Genomic DNA, 18,640 nt, shown 5'->3' on the forward strand with positions numbered 1-18,640 from the left:
TCAGGCTCCCTTCCTGGTGATCTTGGTCGTTCTTGGCAGGCAGAGGATCCGGTCACCGGCGGCGAGAACGAGGTCGACGCCGCGCGGATAGAGCAACTTGTTTTCCGCCCACATGGCTTCGAAATGCGGTGGCAGGCCCGTCGGCGCGATCTCGGTCGAGCCGTCGATACCGGGCCCCTCGAGCACCAGCGACTGACCACCGGTCAGCGACGGCAGTTCGAACACCACGGTGGTCGAACGATCGGGGTATTCCTGGGATCCGGCGGCAAAGGTCGAAATCGGCGGCAGCGGCGTGCCGGCTTCAACGAAGGCAAAGGCTGCCTCGCTGCGTTCACCGGTCACCAGCGCTCCGGAATGGAAGGCGATCCAGGACTGCACACCGGCGTCGATCATCGCAGGCGTGAGATAGACGGGTGTGTCGTGGTCGCAAAGCGCGAGCGCAATCGCACCAGCAGCCGGCCCCATCGGCGCGGGCGGCGCGGCGGCGGGCTTGATCTCGCCGATCGAGCCCGGACGCGCCATCGCATCCATTACGGCCTTGAAGGTGGATTGAGAATCGAAGACCGGCTCGGAAAATCCGCCGGAATAGGCGTCGGAGCGGTAGGCCATCAGTCTTCTCCCCTGACCATGGTGAAGAAATCGACGCGCGTGGCGGCCGTCTGGCGCATTTGTTCCGCATCCCGTTCCGCAAGCGTCGTTTCGATCGATGCCACAAGATCGGCGACGACGGCGGCATGTTCGTCGCGCTGTGCAAGTGCGTCGAACAGTGCTGCGAGCTCCGCCTTGCGGGGCGAAATACCCAGTGTCTGGCCGAAACCGATCTCGCCGGTTTCCAGTCGGATCGTCGCACGACTCACCGTCGCCTCACCGAGATTGAACGGCGCGCCGCCGCCGCCGATGCGGCCGCGGATCATCACAAGGCCGGTCTCCGGGCCACGCACTGCGCTGAAGGCCGGCGTCGGCTCCAGCGCGGCCCAGATGTGCTCGAGCTCAGACTGTTCTGCCTTGGCCAGCGCTTCCATCATGCGTCGGCGTTCGGGATTGCTTGTTTCGGCGTTTTGCGGCCGGGTCATTGTCAAGCCTCCAAATGTCTATTAGTCTAGATAACTAGACATATCGGACCGATTAAGCGCAGACAATGACAATGGTGTGACATGAACGGCGAATTCCTTATCGACAGGCGCAGCGGCGTCGCCGCCTGGAAGCAGATCGCCGACCGCATCAGCCGCGCGATCGATGCCGGCGAATTCGACGACACAGGCATGGTCCCGCCCGAAACGCAGCTCGCCGAACATTTCGGTGTCAACCGCCATACGGTGCGCAGTGCAATGGCCGCTCTTGCCGAGGACGGTCTGCTGCGGCGCGTGCCGGGCAAGGGCACGCTGATCGAGAAGCGCGAACGCCTTGTCTATCCCGTCGGCCGCCGCACCCGGTTCTCCGAGGGCCTCGGTGGGCAAGCAGGCGAGACCGATATCCGTATGCTGGCCGAAGAAAAGCGACCCGCAAGTGGCGCCGTTGCCACCGCGCTCGCACTTGCATCCGGCGCGATGATCGTCCGCCTCGACACGTTGAGCCTTGCCGACGGCGTGCCCGTGTCTCTGGCAGCGCACTATTTCGCCCATGAGCGCTTCGCCGGCATCGGCAAGAAGCTCGCGACCTATCATTCGATCACGCGCGCGCTCGCTGCCTTCGGCGTGGATGACTATGTACGCGTCTCGACGGAAGTGACTGCACGCATGGCGTCAGCCGAGGAGTCCGATCGCCTGGCGCTCAACGGCAATCAGATCGTCCTGGAAACGGTCGCCGTGAACGCCGATTCCGAAGGTAGACCGATCCAATATTCCCGCACGCTTTTTGCCGCCGACCGCATTGCGCTCAGGCTCGACACGCCAGGGAAATAGAAAATGGGAGGGAGTTCCTTTGCTGAGCTGCCGGATTCGCCGGAACGCGCGGGATTCGCTGCCGGACGCCATTCCCACAGGCGGGATCCCGATATTTTCAATGATCACCGAGGCTAGAAAACCAAGCGAAAAGCCGGGTTTTCCAATATCTTAAGCGAGGTTAAGGAAAAAACATCGCCCAGTTTTTGGATTTGTCACAAAACCTGCTTGACACTTCAGGTGGCACCCCTTAGACAGCCGCTCACGAACGGCGCACAAGCCGGTTCGCAAGGAAATGCGCGGGTGTAGCTCAGTTGGTTAGAGTGCCGGCCTGTCACGCCGGAGGTCGCGGGTTCGAGCCCCGTCACTCGCGCCATTTCTTTCTTGAAGATCAATAAGTTGATCTCAGACCTTCAGAACTGAAATCGTCGAAAAGTGTGAACGCCGACCGGCTGTTCCTACTTTTGGGCTATTTCTGTTCTTTCCGCATGAGTTTCCGACCAGCTTTTCGAGCATCATCTGCCTGCCGAACCGCGGCCACACGGACGGGTGCATAGGTCGCCTCGAGCTTCTTGGATTGTCCGATCGAGTTGGCCAACTTCGCCGACAGCTGCGCCGGTGCAACGCCGCCGGCGACCGCCTCCACCGCACCCGACCGGCGGAAGTCCAGCATCATCCTGGTATCACCAGGAAAGGCGATCGCACGGACGTCACGGAAGTCCTCGGAGAACGCATTCTTCAGATACTTGTTGCCGCGGCGTGTCCGGAAGATCTGCATGGAGCCGATCGGCTCGGCGTCGCCGAAGGTTTTTTCGAGATACCAGTTCAGGAGTCGCTCAGTGCGCCGGGAGAGCGTCAGGACGGCGTCGCGACCAGTCTTCGCCCGTCCAAGCTCGAACCACGTTCCATGCCCGTCCTGGCGGCGCTGGGACAGCGTGAGCGATCGAGCGTCGACCGGTGACACCGCGCCATCCCACATGCTTGCGAGCGCCACCGCAAGGCCGTTGTAGCCCATGCGGAGGGCGCCCTTGACGAGCCGGACGGCTTCACCCTCGGTCCATGTGGATTTGCGTCCTTGCGGCTCGGAGTTCCGAACTGCGAGCGACGGGTCCGCATCCTTAAGGCAATAGTGCATGGCGGCCGCCACCTTCCACATTGCTCTCCAAATCTTCATGGCACGATGAGCCTCACGGAGGCTCTTGGTTCGCTCGATCGTCTCACGCCAGGACGAGAGCGTTGCCATGTCCGCCCAGGGTGGCGGGTATTCACCGAACACTGGTTCGATGTATTTCCAGCCGCGCTCCCAATCCTCGCGCGTCCTCGGTGCCTTCCTGGCCCATTCGATCGTGGCGCGGTATTTCTGGAAGGCCTCGCCGAGGGAACCGGGGCGATAAATCTGCATGTGCTTGGCCAGGGTAGTTGGGCCGCCAAGCGCCGGCAGACCTTTGCGGCGCGCTTCCTGCCACTGGCGGTTCATGTCCTCAGCCACGGCCCACGCTGCAGGGCCATCGGTGCCGCATGGAGTGGAACGGAAACCATAGCGGCGCATGGCGGCAGTCGGCTCCCAGAATGCCCGGCCGTTTCTGCGAACCTTGTAATACTTGATCTTGATGGCGATCATCGGTTCATCCCCGAGATCGCCTTCATCATGGCGGCCCGTGCGCCCTCTGGATTGTTGTCGTTGACCAGGCCGACCTGGCAATCGATCCAACGGTCAATGGCCTGAAGATCGAAATTGCCGATGACGGGAAGCGGAGGTGGAAAGCCTTTCGCCAGCAGCTCGGGTAATGCGCAGTCGAACGCCGGCGGCGTGAGGCCAAGGCGCCTGGCGGCCTTGTCTTTGGGAACAAGGCGGGGATCGACCCTTGAGCGGATGGATCGGGCAGCAACTTGCATCGCGAACTCCTGGCCGGCGACGAGCCGAAACATTAACGTTCTAGAATATAGCCATAAGCGCTATATATGTGTCAATGCGATAAAGTCATTTCGGCTTAGACGGTGAGATTGACCAAGTTGGATGAAAGCCGGAAAGACTGTAGACCTTTCGCACGTTTTCGTAGGTGGTCGTCGTTCCGTTTATCATGCGAGCCTTCAGCGGATCGCTGTCGCTGAATTCCAGTAGCGTTCCGAGGACGAGTTGTTCCTCATCTAGCTGGATTATTGCCAGCCGACCGATGAAGGCGCCATCCATGGCATTTGCTACTGCCGTGAAGCCTAGAATATCGCCTCTGAAGAAAAAGGGCTCAAGCGCGTAATCGTCAAGACGCAACCATATTGTATCGTATACACCCGTCGAGAGCCACGCGTTGTACTCGGTAGCTTGAAGGGTCGCGACTCCCTTTTGCAGCACTCCGGAGACTGCAATTTTCCTGTCGACCGCAGTTTCCCATATGTCGATCGGGTCAATGCCTAGCCCCTCCGCCAAGCGCGCCACATATTCGCTTGTGAGACGGATTTTGCCTCGCTCGAGCTTGCTGATCGTAACCCAATGGACGCCCAACCGGTCAGCCAGCTCTTGTTGAGACAGGCCGGCGGCCTTCCGAAGCGCGCTAATCCTGTTTTTGATTGTAGTTGCCATGAAGCAGCCGCCTCTTGTGTCACCCTCGGCTATATAAATGCGTCCATGTTGACAATGCTATAGCCGATATGGCTATATAAATTTATGGCAAATCAACAACTGACACCTCGGCGCTGGCGTCAGCATCGCAACCTGTCCCTCGCGGGCATGGCGGCGATGTTGGGCATCAGTGGCAAGAATCCAGCACGAACTTGGCAGCGCTACGAGACCGGAGCCACTGAGCCGCCGCTATCACTCGTTGCTCGTCTCGAAATGATCAGCGATGGCAAGGTCACGACGTCCGTATGGCTCGGCGTACGACAGTCCTTCCTCGCGACAAGGCAAGGAGGTTGAGCGTGACAGGTTGTGATCATTCTCGGAGTGCGGCCGTCGAGATGGCGGCCATGTTCGCCGCCGATCAACCGGCACTGCCTACGGTGCGCGAGCTTCAGCGACTGCAGGGTGTCACCCCCGAACAAGCCTCCGAGGCGCTGGCATGCGCACGGCGGATGCGGATCCTGCGGAAAGCGCACGGCTAGAGATTCAACCACGCCATCACCACCGCCAAGCGGCGTTTCAAACATTCAACCCATCTCGAGGAGCATTCTCATGAGTGACGATAACAGGCTGTTCCAACTCTACCAGATCTTCATGAGCCTAGCGGAGGGGGAGCATTCCGGCGAGTGCGATGGTATCCGCTATGGAGAGGAGTACGAAGAATTCTACATGCCTGTCGGCGAGAGCGGTGCATCTCCTGAGCTGGACGAAGCGAAGGTGATCCGCTTGGCCGACGCGGTCATTGGTATCGCAACTGCCACCGACGATGAATTCGAGGATGATCGACCAACGAGACGAGAAGTGTTCGAGGCGCTCAAGGTGGGGCCTGACCTCTACAATACCTTTGCGGATCACCTCAGTGCAGCGGTAGACGCCGTCGTCACCGACTGGAAATTGAAGTTCCCGGAATGCGAGACACTTGGTGAAGTGATGAACGCCAAGGTCTTAGCTGGTCCGAGGTTGCAGTGATGAAGGGTGGCCCCAAACAGCCTTCGGAGCATTTTACCAAGATGCTCCGCCACACAATGAAGGAGCCGGCCTGGCGGGCGTTGTCGTCGTCAGCGCAGGCCCTTTATCCCTGGCTCAAGCTCGAATGGAGTGGCCCGCAGGCCAATAACAATGGTCGGATTCAGCTCAGCGCGCGGGAGGCCGGCAAGAGCATGGGTGTTCGTCCGGACACCGCCGCCGAGGCTTTTCGAGATCTTCAGCGGAAGGGCTTTATCGTCCAGACCCGGCCAGGAGTTCTGGGAATGGAGGGCGCGGCCAAGTCACCCGAATACGAACTGACAGAACTGAAGATGCCAGGAGCGGAGGGCGACGGTCGGAAGCTCTATCGAGAATGGACCGAGGATAAGGAGTTCGAAGTTCAGCTGGCGCCCGCTAACAATCCAGACGGCATCAACGGCAAAAAAGCAAAAACCTGTCACGAAAACCGTGACGGTCCTGTCACGGAAAGCGTGACGAAACGGCGGGCCCTGTCATGAAAAGCGTGACGCGCTGTCACGGAAACCGTGACGAAATCGACCTTTTTGCCCTCCGGACCGTCACGCTTTTCGTGACATCCTTATCCTACCATACCCATACAGCCGATGGAGGCTTTCATGTCGCATGAAGATCTTCCTCTTTTCCGCTGGGCCCCTCCCGCTTGCCAGGTGATCGCTTTCCCAGCCATGAATCGGGTCGGACACGCCCGGAAGATTGCAGAGCAGCTTGCGAAGGCTCGCACCAATCGAGAAGCTGACCAGACCCTCAGCCGTCCGGTCCAGGCTTACGTCCGGCAACTGCGGGCGGCGGGCGTCCCCCCGGAGGTGGTAGAGCAGCAGCACGAGGAATTCCTTCGGTCAATAAACCGCCAGTGTTTGCTGTTGAACGCGAAATGGCTGCCCATCGTCGATGGCGTCTCATCCGATCACCGTCCCGGAGGTGATGCCGCATGAGCAACGTCCAGCTTTTTCCCAATCACTACGCACTCATGATGGACGGCCAGGGCATGGGCCTTTACCACCCTCTCGCGTCGGCACAAGAGTTGGCTGACACTCTCGTCTATTCCGAGGTGCCAGGCTTTATCGATCCGGAGCGGTCGCACTGGATCAGCATCGCGAAGATATCGCGCGTAATGCCGAGAACCTTTGACGGGTTTTTGGCGGTAGAGCTGATGAATGGCCAGGTCGCTGGCTTCCTTCCTCGAAAAAGGCGCATGTCTCGCGGCACGGTGATTGCGTGTGCTCAATCCGCCGATGCTGCTGCAGCGCTTCGCGGCAAACTGCTCATGATCGGCGAGGATGCCGATCGCCTCATCGATAAGGAGTTGCGTGCATCCCAGGAGCTATCTGAACTGAGGAAGCGTGTCGCTGAGATTGAGGGCGCAATTGAAAAGGCGGTACGGGGAATCGCTCGAGACTCGGTGCATCGCTCTTTGCCTGAGCTGTTCGGACCACTTCGGAGGACCACCGCATGACCGATTCCTTCGCACTCGACCTCAAGCCGGCCCAGCGCCGCTTCAACGACCGCGAGAAATACGAGGCCTATGTTCTGTGGTTGGTCGGATTCAGCGCCGGCTCAATTGCTACTGTCGTAGGACTGAGCAGAAAGCAGATTCTCAACCTGATCAATCGGAGCGACTACTCGGACCGCGCGGCGATGTCCGATGACCAGCGCAAGGCGTTCTTACAGGAGCTTCGGGAAATCAGGTGCGAGGATGGTCAGCCGATCGACGGAGGCCGACTTAATCGGCTGGACTGGACAATCCGCCCCCTCACCGATGCCCGCAAGCGCAGGCCGGGGAGGGCGGCATGATTTTTTCAAAGACCCTGCTTTTCGCCCGCATCTTTGCCGTCGCTGGACCGCGACCGTTCGTTTACACGATCGGCGCCCTTGGCGAGATCCGAGCCCTTCGCCGCCTCAACCTCTCGTTCCTCCGCGCGGGTGGCTTTGTGCAGGCCGCGGGCAGCTTCTTTGCCCGTTTCGGTTGGCGCGTTCTGAATTGTCATGGCTTCCTCCATTGCGGCAGGAATGCCGCGCTGATCAACGAGCGCCGGATGTCGAAAGTTCCGCCCCGTGGGGCCATCGAGCTCCGCCAGTGTTGGCCAGGGAAGGCGAGGGCGGCATGACCGAGCTATTCGATCCCGAGGATCTTCCGATCGAGCGGAAGAAGCATCCGCGCCCCGTGATGATGCGGCCCGACGAAATATTGACGTTGCAACGCGCCGCTCACATTGCGCAGCGTTCAACCAGGCGTGTCCGTGATCTTGGAGATGAGTTCGGGATCTCCCGCCAGATCAGTGATAACGCCCGGCTCGAGTTCAGCGCCCCGGGCCTGCACATGGTCTTACAAGGCCGGTTCGATCACCTCGAGCGGTTCCGCAACGGTGATCGTTACAGCGCGGACATCCGAGAATATTTCGACCTTCACGGCATTCCTGGCCCCGAGATCCTGCCGGATTGGGTCGATCCCGAGGGTTTCTCCCGACCTGCAAAAGATTTCCGCAAAAGGGCAGTCGGAAAATCCAGCAGCACCGGCGAGGATGCTGCCGACCTCAAAGAGGAAACTGAAATGTTCGACGAGCGAGGTAATGATCGATCGGTGGCACTGATGCTGAATGGCGGCAATATCCTGCGGTCATTTCGCAACGAGTTGCAAGCCGCCGCCGACCGCGAAGGGCTCAGCGTCAACGCTTTCACGCTCATGGCAGTTGGCAAGCAGCTCCAGAGCCGGGGCGCCGAGCTCCGCGGTGTGTTTTTCCCCGGCGATCTGGCGGAGGACCGCTGATGCCGAAACTCGACCCATATCATCGTCCCAAGGCGGCTCCAGCTCGCGTGAAGATCATGATGGACGCCGCGCCGGTCCTGGCATCGTTCCGTGATGAGATCCATGAAGCAGCCCTTCGCGCCGGCATGACCATCGCCGAGTTCGCATTATGGTCGGCCGCTCAACGCTTGCAGCGCGCCGGCAGGAATTTCGCCGGCCTATTTGAGCCAGGTGACTTGCCGCGGGAGGGTGCCTGATGTTCGGCCGCCGCTCACCCGCCACCAAGATTCAGGCCGTCGACGCTGCGTTCGACCAGGCCGAGGCCAACGCCCGCCAGTTCGGCCGAGAGATCGCCGATCAGATCGCCCGAGAGTTCAAGGCCGGCAACATCGATCACAAGGGCATCGATGCATGGGTCGAGCTTGCTCTCGAGCAGACCGCCAGCAAGGCGAACGGCGTGCCCAAGGCAATGCTGCGCCAGATCCTGCAGACTTTGCACGGGACGATCCGGACAGAGCTCGCTGCACTGGGCATCGAGATCGCGGAGCTGCCAGCATGACCGTGGTCATGATCCCCAAACGGCCGCTGCCGGCGCACTTGTCCGGCCTGACCGGCTACCAGGCCGAGGCCGCCAGACGAGGAGTCGCAACCATGGCTATCCAGCACCTCGACGCCGCCGAAGCCGCAACGCGCCGCCTGCAGGCAATCCTTGAGCTTGAAGAGCTTCAGATCTTCGGCCGGCTCAGCAATCCGCTCAGCATGCACTTCGGCTTCAAGACCGCCCTCAGCGTCGACGAGGTGCGAGCGCAGACTGTCGCCATCCGCCAGGCGCTCGCCGAGATCGGTGTCGCCGGCATGGCGTTCGAAACCAAGGAGACCAGCCCCCATGAATGACCGCGTCACCACGATCACCAGTAGTCAGGCTGGGAGGGCCTTCCCCCAGCTCGCGCGCTTCCTCGCCGAGAACACCACCATCGCGCCGGATGTTGCCGAGCAGGCTTTGCAGGCGACATGCCGGGACTATGTCGCCGCGGAGCAAGCGGCCGACATAAAGGCGAACTGGAGTCGTGCTGCCGCTGCCGCGAACGCCAGCCGTGGCCTCGCGTCCGAAGAACCACCTGCCGTTACCGCCGAGACGCCAGTCAACTCTTGGGTCACGGCCGTCGAAACCGCGAACCGTCAGCGTGGCGCCATCTGATGACCGGCGGTTCCGATCGGCCCTACGAGCTCGGCGACGGCGACCGGGAGATCGCCGCGCAAGCGGAGGCCGTCTTCGATCACATGCGGGCATCGAAGCCGGCTGAGATCACCAATGCCGAGCGTGACGCCGATAAAGCTGAGATAGCCAAGCTGAAGGCGGACCTGTCACTGACACAGCGCGCCGTTGTCAGTCACGGCAAGGAGATCCGCCGGCTGAAGGCCGATCTCACCGCTGTGCGAAGTGCAGTCATTGATCTGCAGCAACAACCTAGAACAACCGGGCGCCCACCGGCGCCGGCACGGAAGCGCGACGGGCTCGATCAGGCGCTTGAACGCGAACTCTACGATTAGAAACCAGGAGGCAATACCCGTGAAGAACCCACTGAAAGGCGTGCTTGGCCGCCGGCCGTCGTCCGCCGTCGATATCGAGAATGAACTCAGCCGGCTTGGCCAGAAGCTCGCCGACCATCAGCGCCGCCGATCGGAAGTGTTGCAAGCACTCGAAGAGGCCAAGGATGCCCGCCGCGCTGTGCTGGCCGAAGACGAAGCCATTATCGCAGAGGCCACTGCAAATGTCCGTCGCTTCGAGGCGGATGCTGCAGAACACGCCTGCATGATCGAGGAATACGAAACCGCGATCGCCGGTGCTGAGGAGCGATTTCGCAATGCGGTTGACCAGGAGCAGCGCCGTGAGGCCGCACAAAAACTTGAGAAAACCGCCGAGGCGGTGGACGCGGTTGCGCCCGAGCTCGAAAAGGCAGTGGCTGCGGTCTCATCTGCTGTGCGAAAGCTGAGGAGTGCCATCCCAGGCGATCTCGAGATTTTCCCGGGTCACTACCTTCGCAGAATGTCGGGCGATAGCGGGCCTGGCGGTCGGCAGGATGCCATTTCCGCCGTTGTTGCCGAGATGCTTCTTGCTGAGGCCCCGGATCTGTTCACGCAATTCTCTGATGGCGGATACCGGATCGGCATGTTTCGCATCATGACGCCGGTTGATGTCCAACCCGACTACGTTGCCAGAACTGCGGAGATCGAACCGTTGGTAGGCAGGAAGGCGCTCGATGCCCTGATCTCCGGTCGACTGCGCGCCCGGGCGGCAAAGGTGTTTGCCGGCGAGCGGGCAGCCGACCTCAATGACATCAAGCGGATCGTCAAATACGAGCCGCCGCCGTCCATTCCGGAAATGGCGATCTTCCCGAGGAAGTCCTTCTCATGGATTTCGTCCGGCAATGGCGCCGTGACCCTCGTTGGGAAAGGCTGGCACCGCTGGGTGCCCGAGCCGGTCGGCAAGCTTGCAATCTCCAGAAGCTTTGCTTTCGACATGGAAAGTCTGGAAGGCCAGAAGGCGTTCGCGGAAGCTAAGGCGGCGCGGGAGCGGGGAGGGAGTTCGGGTAGCAGTCTTTCACCAGAGGAGTGCACACCGCTCGGCGACGTGCTTGGCTTGGCGGCCACCTACAAGCGAGAAATGACAGAATTCGAAGCTCGCCAGGTCGCTGCGAATGCGGACATCGCTGAGGAAGTTACTCGCGCGCTTGGCTGATCTTTGCCCGCGGATGCCCTTTCAATCCAGTCGTGGGTAAGTCCGGCGCTCTCTCCTGTGCGCCGGCGGTCCTTTTTGTGGACGTTCTCGTTGACGCTGCCAGGCGTTGCAGCCCTTGGATCCGCGGACGTCGATTGGGATAAGCGTTCTTATACCTTGGTCCAAGGACCATTGCGTTGCATCAATTGTCACACTAAACAGCTTGTCGGCAACAAAGGGCAAGGCGAGAAAAATTGGACTTGAGTGCGGTTAAGACGGCCGTAGAGGCCGCCATCAAAGAGAACTCCGGTGGCGAATTGGAAGATGTTATCCTTCGCGCGGCAAACGCTCTTCCATCCGACGCGTCGGACTTCGATCGCGGGATGGCCGCCGGCTTCACCGCAGCTGTAATGCTGGAGCTTAAGTCTCGGGATGAAGTAGGTATTTCCCAGATTAACTGAACATATTATAGCGCAATATTGACGAATAGATATCTAATGACGCACGTCTGAAACAAAGCGCGGCAATGGTCGCGCTGAGGGTGCATCATGACAGATTATGAGAACAAGATTATTAGACTGAGCAAGTCTAGCCGATTTGCGGACATTGATTTGGAAGCTATTTCGAAAGCGATTGCTCTAGCTCTACACCAAGTGTCCGACAAAACGTCATATGAAGATGTCGTTACACAAGCTATTGCTAACTTACACGATGGAATCACCAGTTTTGAGCGCGGCGTCGTTAGCGGGATTGTGCTTGCTCAGATGACAGACATTAGCTCTTGAGGAACTCGACAGTGGGCCGATTCAGGCCCTGCAAGTGCTTCCGGAAGTTGTCTCCGCCTCGATCTTCGCCACTGTCTTCTTGACCGCCTCCATGGCGTCGAGAGGGGTGTCGAACTCGTGGCTGCCGCTCAGCCTTTACCGTCTGTTAAGCATCCCGTGGCAACTTACCGGCAAGTGACTAGCTTCGCCGTTTGTCGCTTTCAGAAACCCGACCAAGGAACCCAAAGCCTCGGTCGGGTTCATTGTTTCATAGATCTGCCCGCTCGCGGCAAAGTCTCGCTTTCGCCCCGGCTCTAATCGGGTATTCCCCGCTCTGCTTTGATCTTCGAAACCGTGGCTCTTATTGCCACCATGGCGTCGTGATTGGCCTTGCGGAAAGCCGGGCTGTCGGTAACCGGGATGCGGTTCTTCCCGGCGGCCATCGCCAGCGCGCGTGGATCCTCGGTCGATCGGATGTGGATTTTGGCGGCCAGGGCGGCACCGATGAAAGCTTCTCGTGCGAGCTCCAGTGACGTGTCGCCCTCAAGGGCGTCAAGGCACGCCTGTTGCGCCTCGAGATAGGCTTTACCTTTGCCGGTCGGCCAATGGGCCAGGAGGCATTGCGCAGCGTCCTCGGTCGATTTCACCGTTCGGTAGCTGCCGACCCCATACAGTTCCAGCTCAACACCCTTCGACCAGTTCTGCATGACGCGCACTCCTCACTCAACCAATGCGAGTCAATGGCGACGGCGAGGAGTCGTTCCACCTCGATAAAGTTCGAACGATTTTCTCAACCTGGTGAAAAGGGGTGGCCCATAGACTAACGCGAACTCTTCGGAAATTCACATGGCAGGGTTGCTTTCTTATCGCCGGGTGAAGCATGGCCGGCCAGCCAAGATGAAGGTTCTGTCCGAGGATCTTCCGCGTGCTTCATGGCTCGATCGCTTAACCTCATCGCAGTTCATCACCCTGGTATCGGCCTGCGCCCTAGTGGCGGTTATCGTCGGTTCGTCGGCAGGCAATCCGGAGAACACCCGGGCCGTCCAACAGCAAATGAGCGCGCTGGCATCGGCGATCGCCGACAAGTGGTCGGAAGCAGCACCTCGAGAAAAGCCGAGCCCGGTCGAGAAGAAACCACAATCGATCACGAGGCCGAAGGTGATCGAGATTGCCCGATCGAAATCCAGCGGGTGTCATCCCAGCTACAGCCCCTGCGTTCCGATAATCTCGGATGTCGATTGCGACGGTGGCGAAGGCAACGGCCCAGCCTTCACCGGCCGGGTGCAGGTGATCGGGTCAGACGTCTATGGGCTGGATCGAGACGGTGATGGAATAGGGTGTGAGTAAGGGGCGATCGGTTCACTTCCGAAAGCCGTATTTTTTGGCAAGCTCACGCTGAAGGATGCATTACGTTTCGCGCTCATTCCCGGCCTTCTGCTTTAGGGAGTAGTCGCGCGTGTCCACGGCACCACGAAAGGCACTCCGATCATCGCCGCCCATGGCCGCGATCCGCGATTGGATGAACGCTTCGACCTTGCCCATGTCCAGCTCATAACCGCATGCCCTGGCGCCGCCGATGACATCGCCCGCCTCGGATGCGACGGCGTAGTCGTCCATGCCCTCGGTGAAATCTTGTGCCTGCGTCTCGCTTGCGGACAGCGCAATCCCGAGAAGCAATCCCGCACACGTCTTGAAAACTTTCATCTGCATCCCCCTTGCCGAAAGGGTTGCGCAGCGCAAACTCGGCGTCAAGCGCGTCAAGCGCGTGAACGCTGTTAGATGATTGAGGTTGAATTTTTTGCTGTCACATCGTTTAGTGGATCAAGGGGCCGGACACTGATCCGGAACGTGTTGGAGGGTACAAGTGCGAGCCGTTTTCATGTTCTTGGTGGCGATGTTTGCCGCGGTGCCGGCGCACGCCGATTTCCAGCGATGGAGTGCCGAGACCGAAGAGGATCCATTCTCTGGCGGTCGGCGCGTAACTGTCAACTTCATGAGCTCGCTCAGGTCCGGCGTCTTCATCATCTGCGATACCGCCGAGCAGGGTTTGACCGTTCGCGCTATTCCGGGCTTTGCCCATGACCCCGCTCTCGAGAGCCTGTCTCCGGAAATCGAATTCGCCTTCGATGGCAAGCGGCTTTTCGGGCAGACTGGCCGGACAGATTCAGTCGGCGACAACCTCGCGGCGGCCGAAACGGTGCTCACTGTCGATAACGCCTGGCTTTTCGTCGAGGCCTTTGATGGGGCACGCAAGCAGATCGCCGTCAAGGATGGTATCAGCGATCGGCCACATCTGCTTACGGCTGCTGGATCGTCGAAGGCTGGAGCAGCGCTGGTGAAATGCATGCAGGGGCAGAAGCCGGCGAGCCAATAGCTGATCGTCTGATTAGGTGGTCGGTTGATCGTCGTAGCTCAAACGCCTGTCATTCCGAAACTTGAGCCAACCTCTCGGATCTCTGAACAAGCTCGGCTGACCAAGTCTATCGACGTCTAAGACCTTCCGACCTTGTGCTGCAACTTCCCTCCTGGCCTTGTCGACTGCGTCGAAGCTCAGAATGATGTCCGTTGTCCAATCGTAATCCCCTTCAACTTGGCTGAGCGTTTTCTGCAACATGCGGACTGTCGCAATGGTCTCAGCTGGCAGGAGCAACTCAGCGGTGGTTTCAATTTCGTCGATTCTCTTGTTTGCTGCATCGTACTGTATTCGCAATTCCTGATCGCGGGCAGGTGGGATCTCTCGGGCAGTCTTTTGCTCAGCGATCCATGTATAGAGGATGCTAGCCATTTCGTTGAGCGCTACTAGGATGTCTGAGTAAGCTTGAAACCGGCGCTCCCAGGATTTCTCGATCTTAAATCGATCGAGCGCCCAAACGACCGCCAAGCGTGCAACTGCCACGGCAACAAGTAGTTGGAGCGCGATTATCGAAATCTCGAGCCAAAGAGGCTTCATGACTGCATCTCAATCCAGGAACGATCTTTCCTGCTTTTCACGAGCATCCAAGGATAGATGATCTCGCGGGGCATTTGACCGAAGAATTGGTAACCTTCGTTGACGATGTGCAGGGGACTTCCTCGCGTCGTTCCCATGCCCGGTAAAGTGAAAAGTTTCGCCTTGTTTTCGAGGCTGCCCCAAAGTGTCCAAATGAGGATGTGCTCGACGTCTTCCATCGTGCGGATCACTGTACGGCGCTGCCTGTCCGTCTTGGCCGCGTCAAGTGCTGCGAAACTAAACTTGGTCGATCCCTTTCGCTCGATTATCTCCCGCGCTTTCGGGTGGTTCTTGAAGCGAGCTTCCGGATTGATCGATAGACCGACATAGACGATCTTGTCCTTCTGACGCGACGCATGGTGGTTTCGAACGAATGCGTACAGCGTGGGCCGTGATTCCTCGAATTCTGGCTCCTCTCCGGAAAGAATTTCGGCCGGAGTTGACCAGTTTAGTGTTACCGTCTTGAAGAAACGCTTGCCGGAAGCGTTCAGTAGATTTTCGACGTCTGCGCCCCAGTCACCTGGCTTGAATCCAGTCATCGCTAGTCTCCCCTCAGACCAGCTTCAGGCAATGCGCTAGGTTCTGTCAACGGGAAAACGCAAGCTCTCACCCTTTGGCGAAGGGTGGTGCTTGATTGATTAATCAAATCATGCTGTCCGTGGGTGTGAGAACCCGGACCGTGATATCTCCGAATTTGCCCTTGGCGGGGCCTTGCATGACGCTTCGGATGAAAGTCCCAACAGTAGTTGGGACAATGGACGCGCTTGGCGGCGCGGCTCCAACCGGCACAATATGGCCGGGGTCGAGCGTGCTGTCCAGTGAGGAAACTCATAAAAGCGTTCGAGCCGTCTCACGGCGGTTTCTCACCCCCCGGCTGCCGGTCTGTCACTGGTGTTGGAACATGCGGACAACTGTCCGGAAGTTCCCCCGCTGTGAGAAGCGGGTCCAAACCGTGAGTAACGAACATGCTTCACACCATCAGAGGCGGGAAATCCCCGCAGCGAAACCGTGTAACGCGGGGTCAACCGGCTCAACTAGAGCCGGTTGAAATCCAAGGCAACGGATTGATCGCGCCGGCACCATCGGCCGACGACCTCACCTACACCCTTGCCTATACCGAGCGCATGGCGTCGATCCTGTCCACCTTGCTCAGCGATCGGATCGTGGACACCGGCAACCGGCGCCACCTCACCGTGGGCCGCCAGGACGTCGAAGACATTCGTTTCGCGGCCGGCCAGCCTCAGGCCATGCTGGCGCGAACTGGCGCGATCTGGAGGGCAATTCCATGACCTCTGCACAAGAACACCCATGGGAAGCCGCCCGCCGTCTCTGCAAGGAGCTGTCCGCCATCCTGGCACAATGCGGCAACGGCCAATCCTACGCCCTGATTACACCGGCTGGAACGGAGCGAGACGTATCGTTCGGCGCGATCGGTGAGCCCGATAGCGAAAATCCCTTTGACAAGGTGGAGCGGCTCTCCGCCGAGCTGTCGGATGCGCTGAACGGCTACAAGAATGGCAGCTTCCATTGCCGGATCTACCCCGCTGATGCAGCCGGCCGCTCGGTCTATTTCGTCAACACCGATGCGTCGGAAAGGGGGAAGGCATGACCAAGACCGAACTGCTCTCCCTCCGCCAGGAGTTGGAATTCAAGATAGAGGCGATGATCCGGATCCTGGATCTGATTGACGGCGACTCCGATTTCGAGCCGTATCTTGCCGGGTTCTCCACCGACCCGGCCAGGACTGATGACAGGGAAGACGAGAGTGAGCTCCTCGAGCATGGCGACGAGGATACCGCCTGCGACGACTTCCCGATCGATGATGACGAACTGGACACGGATCCCAGTGTCTGGGGTTACAGCTATCACGGTCGCGTGCGGCGCACCTGACTATGAAGACGCCTAGATCCGGCCTCCGTTTCGCGCGGGGTCCGGGTGTAGCCGGCCGATCGTGGCCCAATCTGAAAAGGGAATAAGTCGGGGGTACGCATACTATGCGTACCTCCTTTTCGGACGCGGAATCAGTTCAAAAAGTTTCCGCTAGCATCACTCGAAACGCCGAGATTTTCAGTGCTTTGAGCGCAATTTTCTGGTACCGTTTCTCAACAATTTGGAGCCCCTGAAATGACCTCGATCGAGATCGGAATTGCCGCCTCTGGAACCGCCGTTTCCATGCCGTTGGCAAAGACAAATCGCCATGGCCTGGTGACCGGAAGCACGGGCAGCGGAAAGTCCACGACGCTCCAGCGCCTGGCCGAGGAATTCTCGAAAGCTGGTGTCCCTGTATTCGCCGCCGACGTCAAAGGCGATCTCTCCGGTATCGCGGCGCGCGGGGATGACGCGTCGCCGCTGGCGACCAAGACCCGGGCGTTGGGCCGCCAGTTCCTCGCCGATCGCACCCCCGTCGCCTTCTGGGTTCTCTTCGGCGTCGCCGGCCTTTCGATCCGGACCAGCCTGCAGGAAATGGGCGCCGAGCTCATCGCCCGAATGCTTGGCCTCAACGAGACGCAGGCCGGTGCGGTGGCGATCGCCCTTAAGAAGTCTGATGATGAACGCGGCTGGCTGCTGACCTTGGATGATCTCCGTTGGGAGATGGCCGACATGATGGAGCGCCGGGAAGAGATCTGCAGCCGGTACGGCAACATAACCGCCGCTTCGATCGCCGCCATTCAGCGCAACATCCTCGCACTGGAAAGCCAGGGTGGTGACAAGCTGTTCGGGGAACCCCGTTTTGACATCCTCGATTTCATCAAGACCGATGACAGCGGGCGAGGGGTGGTCAACCTCCTGCATGCCGATCAGCTCATGGAATGCCCGCGGCTGTATGCAACATTCCTGCTGTGGCTGTTGACCGAGCTCTTCCGGGTTCTCCCCGAGGTCGGGGATATCGACAAGCCAAAGCTGGCGTTCTCTTTCGACGAGGCCCATCTGTTGTTCGCCGAGGCGCCGAAACCGCTGGTGCAACAGATCGAACGTCTGGTGCGGCTGGTGCGCTCCAAGGGCGTCGGGATCTATTTTGTGACCCAGAGCCCGGCCGATGTTCCTGAAACCGTCTTGGCACAGCTCGGCAATCGCATCGCACATTCGCTCCGTGCCTTCACGCCGGCCGGGATGAAAATGGTGCGGGCGACGGCGGCCGCGTTCCGGGAGAACCGAGGTGTGGATGTCAAAGGCGAGCTGACAGCGCTCGGCGTCGGCGAGGCGTTCGTCTCCGTCCTCGACGATGCTGGCATACCGACCAAGGTGGAACGCGTCTCCATCATCCCGCCGTCCGGCCAGGTCGGGCCGATCTCGGATATGGAACGCCGGGCGGTCATCGATGCATCCCCGCAGCGCCAGAGCTATAGCGCCGAGCTGCCGGAAGCCGAGGCAATCCATTCGTTCTACAATCGGATGCGGCGGCAGCGTGGGATCGCCGAGGAGGCATTCAAGGGTGGTTGGACCGAGGGCGACTATCGGAAGTTCATGCCGAACCTTGCCGGCATTCGGCAGCCCGCGCGGTCATCAACCTAGCGCGCGTTGATGGGATGGTCGGCAGTTGCAGCCTGTTGTGTCTTGATGATCAGGATGCTGCTGGATGATCAGGATGCTGCTGGTTTGACGGGGACGCTGATCAGCACCAGGGACGAAAAAGCTCCGTCTCTCGACCAAGGGAGACGGAGCGAAGTGCGCTTCGACAGAAACCGGAGTGTGAGCCAACGGGTTCAGTCGGCCCTGTTCTAGCCACCCTGACTTGCCTGGACCTTGTTAACGAGCATATCCACTGCTCAGCAGATCGATCAGGCCACGATCACCGTTTTGTGTCCTCAATAGCTATCCGATGCCGAAACTTCGGCGAAGGCAAAGCCGTAGCTGTCGCGCGACACCATGTGGTGCGCTCGATTTGGCCGCCTTTGCCTTGAGCAGGGGAGCCCCCTAAAGGAGAC

The 18,640-nt window shown here is 59.6% G+C and carries 31 protein-coding genes and 1 tRNA gene; 22 read left to right on the forward strand and 10 right to left on the reverse strand.

From position 1 onward, the window contains the following. Both phnH and phnG read right to left on the reverse strand, forming a co-directional pair. Entirely contained in the window at window positions 1-609 is a 609-nt protein-coding gene (gene phnH / locus AC2YI2_RS11575) for a phosphonate C-P lyase system protein PhnH (protein ID WP_487386617.1), read from the reverse strand. Beyond that, window positions 609-1,073: a phosphonate C-P lyase system protein PhnG gene (gene phnG, locus AC2YI2_RS11580; protein WP_487386618.1), complete on the reverse strand. Its 465-nt coding sequence runs from the start codon at window positions 1,071-1,073 to the stop codon at window positions 609-611. The genes phnH and phnG overlap by 1 nt, the downstream gene beginning before the upstream one ends. 81 nt (window positions 1,074-1,154) lie before the next feature. On the opposite strand from phnG, the gene phnF reads away from it, so the two are divergent. Both phnF and AC2YI2_RS11590 read left to right on the forward strand, forming a co-directional pair. Then, complete coding sequence (gene phnF / locus AC2YI2_RS11585; RefSeq protein ID WP_487386619.1) at window positions 1,155-1,901, forward strand: phosphonate metabolism transcriptional regulator PhnF; 747 nt, start codon at window positions 1,155-1,157, stop codon at window positions 1,899-1,901. A 278-nt stretch (window positions 1,902-2,179) separates the two neighbouring features. Then, window positions 2,180-2,256 (forward strand) — tRNA-Asp (locus AC2YI2_RS11590). 93 nt (window positions 2,257-2,349) lie between these two features. On the opposite strand, the gene AC2YI2_RS11595 is transcribed toward AC2YI2_RS11590, so the two are convergent. From AC2YI2_RS11595 to AC2YI2_RS11605, 3 genes are all read right to left on the reverse strand, one after another. Beyond that, window positions 2,350-3,501: a hypothetical protein gene (locus AC2YI2_RS11595; RefSeq protein ID WP_487386620.1), complete on the reverse strand. Its 1,152-nt coding sequence runs from the start codon at window positions 3,499-3,501 to the stop codon at window positions 2,350-2,352. Then, complete coding sequence (locus AC2YI2_RS11600) at window positions 3,498-3,776, reverse strand: hypothetical protein (RefSeq protein ID WP_487386621.1); 279 nt, start codon at window positions 3,774-3,776, stop codon at window positions 3,498-3,500. Before AC2YI2_RS11600 ends, AC2YI2_RS11595 begins: the two co-directional genes overlap by 4 nt. A gap of 85 nt (window positions 3,777-3,861) precedes the next feature. Then, on the reverse strand, window positions 3,862-4,458 hold the full coding sequence (locus tag AC2YI2_RS11605) for a helix-turn-helix domain-containing protein (RefSeq protein WP_487386622.1): 597 nt from the start codon (window positions 4,456-4,458) through the stop codon (window positions 3,862-3,864). Between the two features lie 588 nt (window positions 4,459-5,046). Between AC2YI2_RS11605 and AC2YI2_RS11610 the strand changes: the two genes are divergently transcribed. From AC2YI2_RS11610 to AC2YI2_RS11630, 5 genes are all read left to right on the forward strand, one after another. Then, the gene (locus AC2YI2_RS11610; RefSeq protein ID WP_487386623.1) at window positions 5,047-5,463 is read left to right on the forward strand and encodes a hypothetical protein; all 417 of its coding nucleotides are present in this window, start codon (window positions 5,047-5,049) and stop codon (window positions 5,461-5,463) included. Further along, complete coding sequence (locus AC2YI2_RS11615; RefSeq protein WP_487386624.1) at window positions 5,463-5,978, forward strand: hypothetical protein; 516 nt, start codon at window positions 5,463-5,465, stop codon at window positions 5,976-5,978. The genes AC2YI2_RS11610 and AC2YI2_RS11615 overlap by 1 nt, the downstream gene beginning before the upstream one ends. A gap of 117 nt (window positions 5,979-6,095) precedes the next feature. Then, the gene (locus AC2YI2_RS11620; RefSeq protein ID WP_487386625.1) at window positions 6,096-6,431 is read left to right on the forward strand and encodes a DUF6074 family protein; all 336 of its coding nucleotides are present in this window, start codon (window positions 6,096-6,098) and stop codon (window positions 6,429-6,431) included. After that, window positions 6,428-6,952, forward strand: coding sequence for a hypothetical protein (locus AC2YI2_RS11625; RefSeq protein ID WP_487386626.1), 525 nt, complete (start codon window positions 6,428-6,430; stop codon window positions 6,950-6,952). Before AC2YI2_RS11620 ends, AC2YI2_RS11625 begins: the two co-directional genes overlap by 4 nt. Further along, window positions 6,949-7,290 carry a hypothetical protein gene (locus AC2YI2_RS11630; protein WP_487386627.1) on the forward strand — a complete coding sequence of 114 codons (342 nt, stop codon included), beginning with the start codon at window positions 6,949-6,951 and terminating at the stop codon, window positions 7,288-7,290. Before AC2YI2_RS11625 ends, AC2YI2_RS11630 begins: the two co-directional genes overlap by 4 nt. Window positions 7,291-7,295: 5 nt before the next feature. Here AC2YI2_RS11630 and AC2YI2_RS11635 read toward each other — a convergent pair whose 3' ends face one another. Then, window positions 7,296-7,484: a hypothetical protein gene (locus tag AC2YI2_RS11635; RefSeq protein WP_487386628.1), complete on the reverse strand. Its 189-nt coding sequence runs from the start codon at window positions 7,482-7,484 to the stop codon at window positions 7,296-7,298. 116 nt (window positions 7,485-7,600) lie between these two features. Here AC2YI2_RS11635 and AC2YI2_RS11640 point away from each other — a divergent pair, with 116 nt between their 5' ends. The 9 genes from AC2YI2_RS11640 (at window position 7,601) to AC2YI2_RS11680 (ending at window position 11,746) form a co-directional block, all read left to right on the forward strand. Continuing rightward, entirely contained in the window at window positions 7,601-8,263 is a 663-nt protein-coding gene (locus AC2YI2_RS11640) for a hypothetical protein (protein WP_487386629.1), read from the forward strand. Continuing rightward, on the forward strand, window positions 8,263-8,499 hold the full coding sequence (locus AC2YI2_RS11645; protein ID WP_487386630.1) for a hypothetical protein: 237 nt from the start codon (window positions 8,263-8,265) through the stop codon (window positions 8,497-8,499). The genes AC2YI2_RS11640 and AC2YI2_RS11645 overlap by 1 nt, the downstream gene beginning before the upstream one ends. Beyond that, on the forward strand, window positions 8,499-8,801 hold the full coding sequence (locus AC2YI2_RS11650; protein ID WP_487386631.1) for a hypothetical protein: 303 nt from the start codon (window positions 8,499-8,501) through the stop codon (window positions 8,799-8,801). The genes AC2YI2_RS11645 and AC2YI2_RS11650 overlap by 1 nt, the downstream gene beginning before the upstream one ends. Next, entirely contained in the window at window positions 8,798-9,136 is a 339-nt protein-coding gene (locus tag AC2YI2_RS11655) for a hypothetical protein (RefSeq protein WP_487386632.1), read from the forward strand. Before AC2YI2_RS11650 ends, AC2YI2_RS11655 begins: the two co-directional genes overlap by 4 nt. Then, window positions 9,129-9,440 carry a hypothetical protein gene (locus AC2YI2_RS11660; RefSeq protein WP_487386633.1) on the forward strand — a complete coding sequence of 104 codons (312 nt, stop codon included), beginning with the start codon at window positions 9,129-9,131 and terminating at the stop codon, window positions 9,438-9,440. Before AC2YI2_RS11655 ends, AC2YI2_RS11660 begins: the two co-directional genes overlap by 8 nt. Further along, the gene (locus AC2YI2_RS11665; RefSeq protein ID WP_487386634.1) at window positions 9,440-9,793 is read left to right on the forward strand and encodes a hypothetical protein; all 354 of its coding nucleotides are present in this window, start codon (window positions 9,440-9,442) and stop codon (window positions 9,791-9,793) included. The genes AC2YI2_RS11660 and AC2YI2_RS11665 overlap by 1 nt, the downstream gene beginning before the upstream one ends. Before the next feature lie 19 nt (window positions 9,794-9,812). Continuing rightward, window positions 9,813-10,982 (forward strand): zinc ribbon domain-containing protein, encoded by a 1,170-nt coding sequence (locus AC2YI2_RS11670; RefSeq protein ID WP_487386635.1) that lies wholly within the window; start codon window positions 9,813-9,815, stop codon window positions 10,980-10,982. A gap of 233 nt (window positions 10,983-11,215) precedes the next feature. After that, window positions 11,216-11,422 (forward strand): hypothetical protein, encoded by a 207-nt coding sequence (locus AC2YI2_RS11675; protein WP_487386636.1) that lies wholly within the window; start codon window positions 11,216-11,218, stop codon window positions 11,420-11,422. Between the two features lie 87 nt (window positions 11,423-11,509). Further along, window positions 11,510-11,746 (forward strand): hypothetical protein, encoded by a 237-nt coding sequence (locus AC2YI2_RS11680; RefSeq protein WP_487386637.1) that lies wholly within the window; start codon window positions 11,510-11,512, stop codon window positions 11,744-11,746. A gap of 293 nt (window positions 11,747-12,039) precedes the next feature. Here the strand turns inward: AC2YI2_RS11680 and AC2YI2_RS11685 are convergent, their stop codons facing one another. Beyond that, window positions 12,040-12,432 carry a DUF982 domain-containing protein gene (locus AC2YI2_RS11685; RefSeq protein WP_487386638.1) on the reverse strand — a complete coding sequence of 131 codons (393 nt, stop codon included), beginning with the start codon at window positions 12,430-12,432 and terminating at the stop codon, window positions 12,040-12,042. A gap of 190 nt (window positions 12,433-12,622) precedes the next feature. Here AC2YI2_RS11685 and AC2YI2_RS11690 point away from each other — a divergent pair, with 190 nt between their 5' ends. Next, window positions 12,623-13,072 (forward strand): hypothetical protein, encoded by a 450-nt coding sequence (locus tag AC2YI2_RS11690; RefSeq protein ID WP_487386639.1) that lies wholly within the window; start codon window positions 12,623-12,625, stop codon window positions 13,070-13,072. A 60-nt stretch (window positions 13,073-13,132) separates the two neighbouring features. Here the strand turns inward: AC2YI2_RS11690 and AC2YI2_RS11695 are convergent, their stop codons facing one another. Further along, complete coding sequence (locus tag AC2YI2_RS11695; RefSeq protein ID WP_487386640.1) at window positions 13,133-13,429, reverse strand: hypothetical protein; 297 nt, start codon at window positions 13,427-13,429, stop codon at window positions 13,133-13,135. A 160-nt stretch (window positions 13,430-13,589) separates the two neighbouring features. Here AC2YI2_RS11695 and AC2YI2_RS11700 point away from each other — a divergent pair, with 160 nt between their 5' ends. After that, entirely contained in the window at window positions 13,590-14,099 is a 510-nt protein-coding gene (locus AC2YI2_RS11700) for a hypothetical protein (RefSeq protein ID WP_487386641.1), read from the forward strand. A gap of 12 nt (window positions 14,100-14,111) precedes the next feature. On the opposite strand, the gene AC2YI2_RS11705 is transcribed toward AC2YI2_RS11700, so the two are convergent. Together AC2YI2_RS11705 and AC2YI2_RS11710 are read right to left on the reverse strand one after the other, a co-directional pair. Continuing rightward, entirely contained in the window at window positions 14,112-14,675 is a 564-nt protein-coding gene (locus tag AC2YI2_RS11705) for a hypothetical protein (protein WP_487386642.1), read from the reverse strand. Further along, window positions 14,672-15,253: a hypothetical protein gene (locus AC2YI2_RS11710; protein ID WP_487386643.1), complete on the reverse strand. Its 582-nt coding sequence runs from the start codon at window positions 15,251-15,253 to the stop codon at window positions 14,672-14,674. The genes AC2YI2_RS11705 and AC2YI2_RS11710 overlap by 4 nt, the downstream gene beginning before the upstream one ends. A gap of 426 nt (window positions 15,254-15,679) precedes the next feature. Here AC2YI2_RS11710 and AC2YI2_RS11715 point away from each other — a divergent pair, with 426 nt between their 5' ends. From AC2YI2_RS11715 to AC2YI2_RS11730, 4 genes are all read left to right on the forward strand, one after another. Beyond that, a complete protein-coding gene (locus tag AC2YI2_RS11715) occupies window positions 15,680-16,003 on the forward strand; it encodes a hypothetical protein (protein WP_487386644.1) in 324 nt (107 codons plus the stop codon). Further along, window positions 16,000-16,323, forward strand: coding sequence for a hypothetical protein (locus AC2YI2_RS11720; RefSeq protein ID WP_487386645.1), 324 nt, complete (start codon window positions 16,000-16,002; stop codon window positions 16,321-16,323). The genes AC2YI2_RS11715 and AC2YI2_RS11720 overlap by 4 nt, the downstream gene beginning before the upstream one ends. Beyond that, window positions 16,320-16,604 carry a hypothetical protein gene (locus AC2YI2_RS11725; protein WP_487386646.1) on the forward strand — a complete coding sequence of 95 codons (285 nt, stop codon included), beginning with the start codon at window positions 16,320-16,322 and terminating at the stop codon, window positions 16,602-16,604. The genes AC2YI2_RS11720 and AC2YI2_RS11725 overlap by 4 nt, the downstream gene beginning before the upstream one ends. A 234-nt stretch (window positions 16,605-16,838) precedes the next feature. Continuing rightward, entirely contained in the window at window positions 16,839-18,227 is a 1,389-nt protein-coding gene (locus tag AC2YI2_RS11730; protein ID WP_487386647.1) for a helicase HerA-like domain-containing protein, read from the forward strand. The last annotated feature ends 413 nt before the right edge of the window (window positions 18,228-18,640 follow it).

The sequence above is a fragment of the Rhizobium sp. SRI_017 genome (genome assembly GCF_057586295.1).

Bases quoted from the DNA above. Each gene is read 5' to 3' on its own strand.
- phnH (WP_487386617.1), bottom strand. From the start codon at position 609: ATGGCCTACCGCTCCGACGCCTATTCCGGCGGATTTTCCGAGCCGGTC.
- phnG (WP_487386618.1), bottom strand. From the start codon at position 1,073: ATGACCCGGCCGCAAAACGCCGAAACAAGCAATCCCGAACGCCGACGC.
- phnF (WP_487386619.1), top strand. From the start codon at position 1,155: ATGAACGGCGAATTCCTTATCGACAGGCGCAGCGGCGTCGCCGCCTGG.
- AC2YI2_RS11595 (WP_487386620.1), bottom strand. From the start codon at position 3,501: ATGATCGCCATCAAGATCAAGTATTACAAGGTTCGCAGAAACGGCCGG.
- AC2YI2_RS11600 (WP_487386621.1), bottom strand. From the start codon at position 3,776: ATGCAAGTTGCTGCCCGATCCATCCGCTCAAGGGTCGATCCCCGCCTT.
- AC2YI2_RS11605 (WP_487386622.1), bottom strand. From the start codon at position 4,458: ATGGCAACTACAATCAAAAACAGGATTAGCGCGCTTCGGAAGGCCGCC.
- AC2YI2_RS11610 (WP_487386623.1), top strand. From the start codon at position 5,047: ATGAGTGACGATAACAGGCTGTTCCAACTCTACCAGATCTTCATGAGC.
- AC2YI2_RS11615 (WP_487386624.1), top strand. From the start codon at position 5,463: ATGAAGGGTGGCCCCAAACAGCCTTCGGAGCATTTTACCAAGATGCTC.
- AC2YI2_RS11620 (WP_487386625.1), top strand. From the start codon at position 6,096: ATGTCGCATGAAGATCTTCCTCTTTTCCGCTGGGCCCCTCCCGCTTGC.
- AC2YI2_RS11625 (WP_487386626.1), top strand. From the start codon at position 6,428: ATGAGCAACGTCCAGCTTTTTCCCAATCACTACGCACTCATGATGGAC.
- AC2YI2_RS11630 (WP_487386627.1), top strand. From the start codon at position 6,949: ATGACCGATTCCTTCGCACTCGACCTCAAGCCGGCCCAGCGCCGCTTC.
- AC2YI2_RS11635 (WP_487386628.1), bottom strand. From the start codon at position 7,484: ATGACAATTCAGAACGCGCCAACCGAAACGGGCAAAGAAGCTGCCCGC.
- AC2YI2_RS11640 (WP_487386629.1), top strand. From the start codon at position 7,601: ATGACCGAGCTATTCGATCCCGAGGATCTTCCGATCGAGCGGAAGAAG.
- AC2YI2_RS11645 (WP_487386630.1), top strand. From the start codon at position 8,263: ATGCCGAAACTCGACCCATATCATCGTCCCAAGGCGGCTCCAGCTCGC.
- AC2YI2_RS11650 (WP_487386631.1), top strand. From the start codon at position 8,499: ATGTTCGGCCGCCGCTCACCCGCCACCAAGATTCAGGCCGTCGACGCT.
- AC2YI2_RS11655 (WP_487386632.1), top strand. From the start codon at position 8,798: ATGACCGTGGTCATGATCCCCAAACGGCCGCTGCCGGCGCACTTGTCC.
- AC2YI2_RS11660 (WP_487386633.1), top strand. From the start codon at position 9,129: ATGAATGACCGCGTCACCACGATCACCAGTAGTCAGGCTGGGAGGGCC.
- AC2YI2_RS11665 (WP_487386634.1), top strand. From the start codon at position 9,440: ATGACCGGCGGTTCCGATCGGCCCTACGAGCTCGGCGACGGCGACCGG.
- AC2YI2_RS11680 (WP_487386637.1), top strand. From the start codon at position 11,510: ATGACAGATTATGAGAACAAGATTATTAGACTGAGCAAGTCTAGCCGA.
- AC2YI2_RS11685 (WP_487386638.1), bottom strand. From the start codon at position 12,432: ATGCAGAACTGGTCGAAGGGTGTTGAGCTGGAACTGTATGGGGTCGGC.
- AC2YI2_RS11690 (WP_487386639.1), top strand. From the start codon at position 12,623: ATGAAGGTTCTGTCCGAGGATCTTCCGCGTGCTTCATGGCTCGATCGC.
- AC2YI2_RS11695 (WP_487386640.1), bottom strand. From the start codon at position 13,429: ATGAAAGTTTTCAAGACGTGTGCGGGATTGCTTCTCGGGATTGCGCTG.
- AC2YI2_RS11705 (WP_487386642.1), bottom strand. From the start codon at position 14,675: ATGAAGCCTCTTTGGCTCGAGATTTCGATAATCGCGCTCCAACTACTT.
- AC2YI2_RS11710 (WP_487386643.1), bottom strand. From the start codon at position 15,253: ATGACTGGATTCAAGCCAGGTGACTGGGGCGCAGACGTCGAAAATCTA.
- AC2YI2_RS11715 (WP_487386644.1), top strand. From the start codon at position 15,680: ATGCTTCACACCATCAGAGGCGGGAAATCCCCGCAGCGAAACCGTGTA.
- AC2YI2_RS11720 (WP_487386645.1), top strand. From the start codon at position 16,000: ATGACCTCTGCACAAGAACACCCATGGGAAGCCGCCCGCCGTCTCTGC.
- AC2YI2_RS11725 (WP_487386646.1), top strand. From the start codon at position 16,320: ATGACCAAGACCGAACTGCTCTCCCTCCGCCAGGAGTTGGAATTCAAG.
- AC2YI2_RS11730 (WP_487386647.1), top strand. From the start codon at position 16,839: ATGACCTCGATCGAGATCGGAATTGCCGCCTCTGGAACCGCCGTTTCC.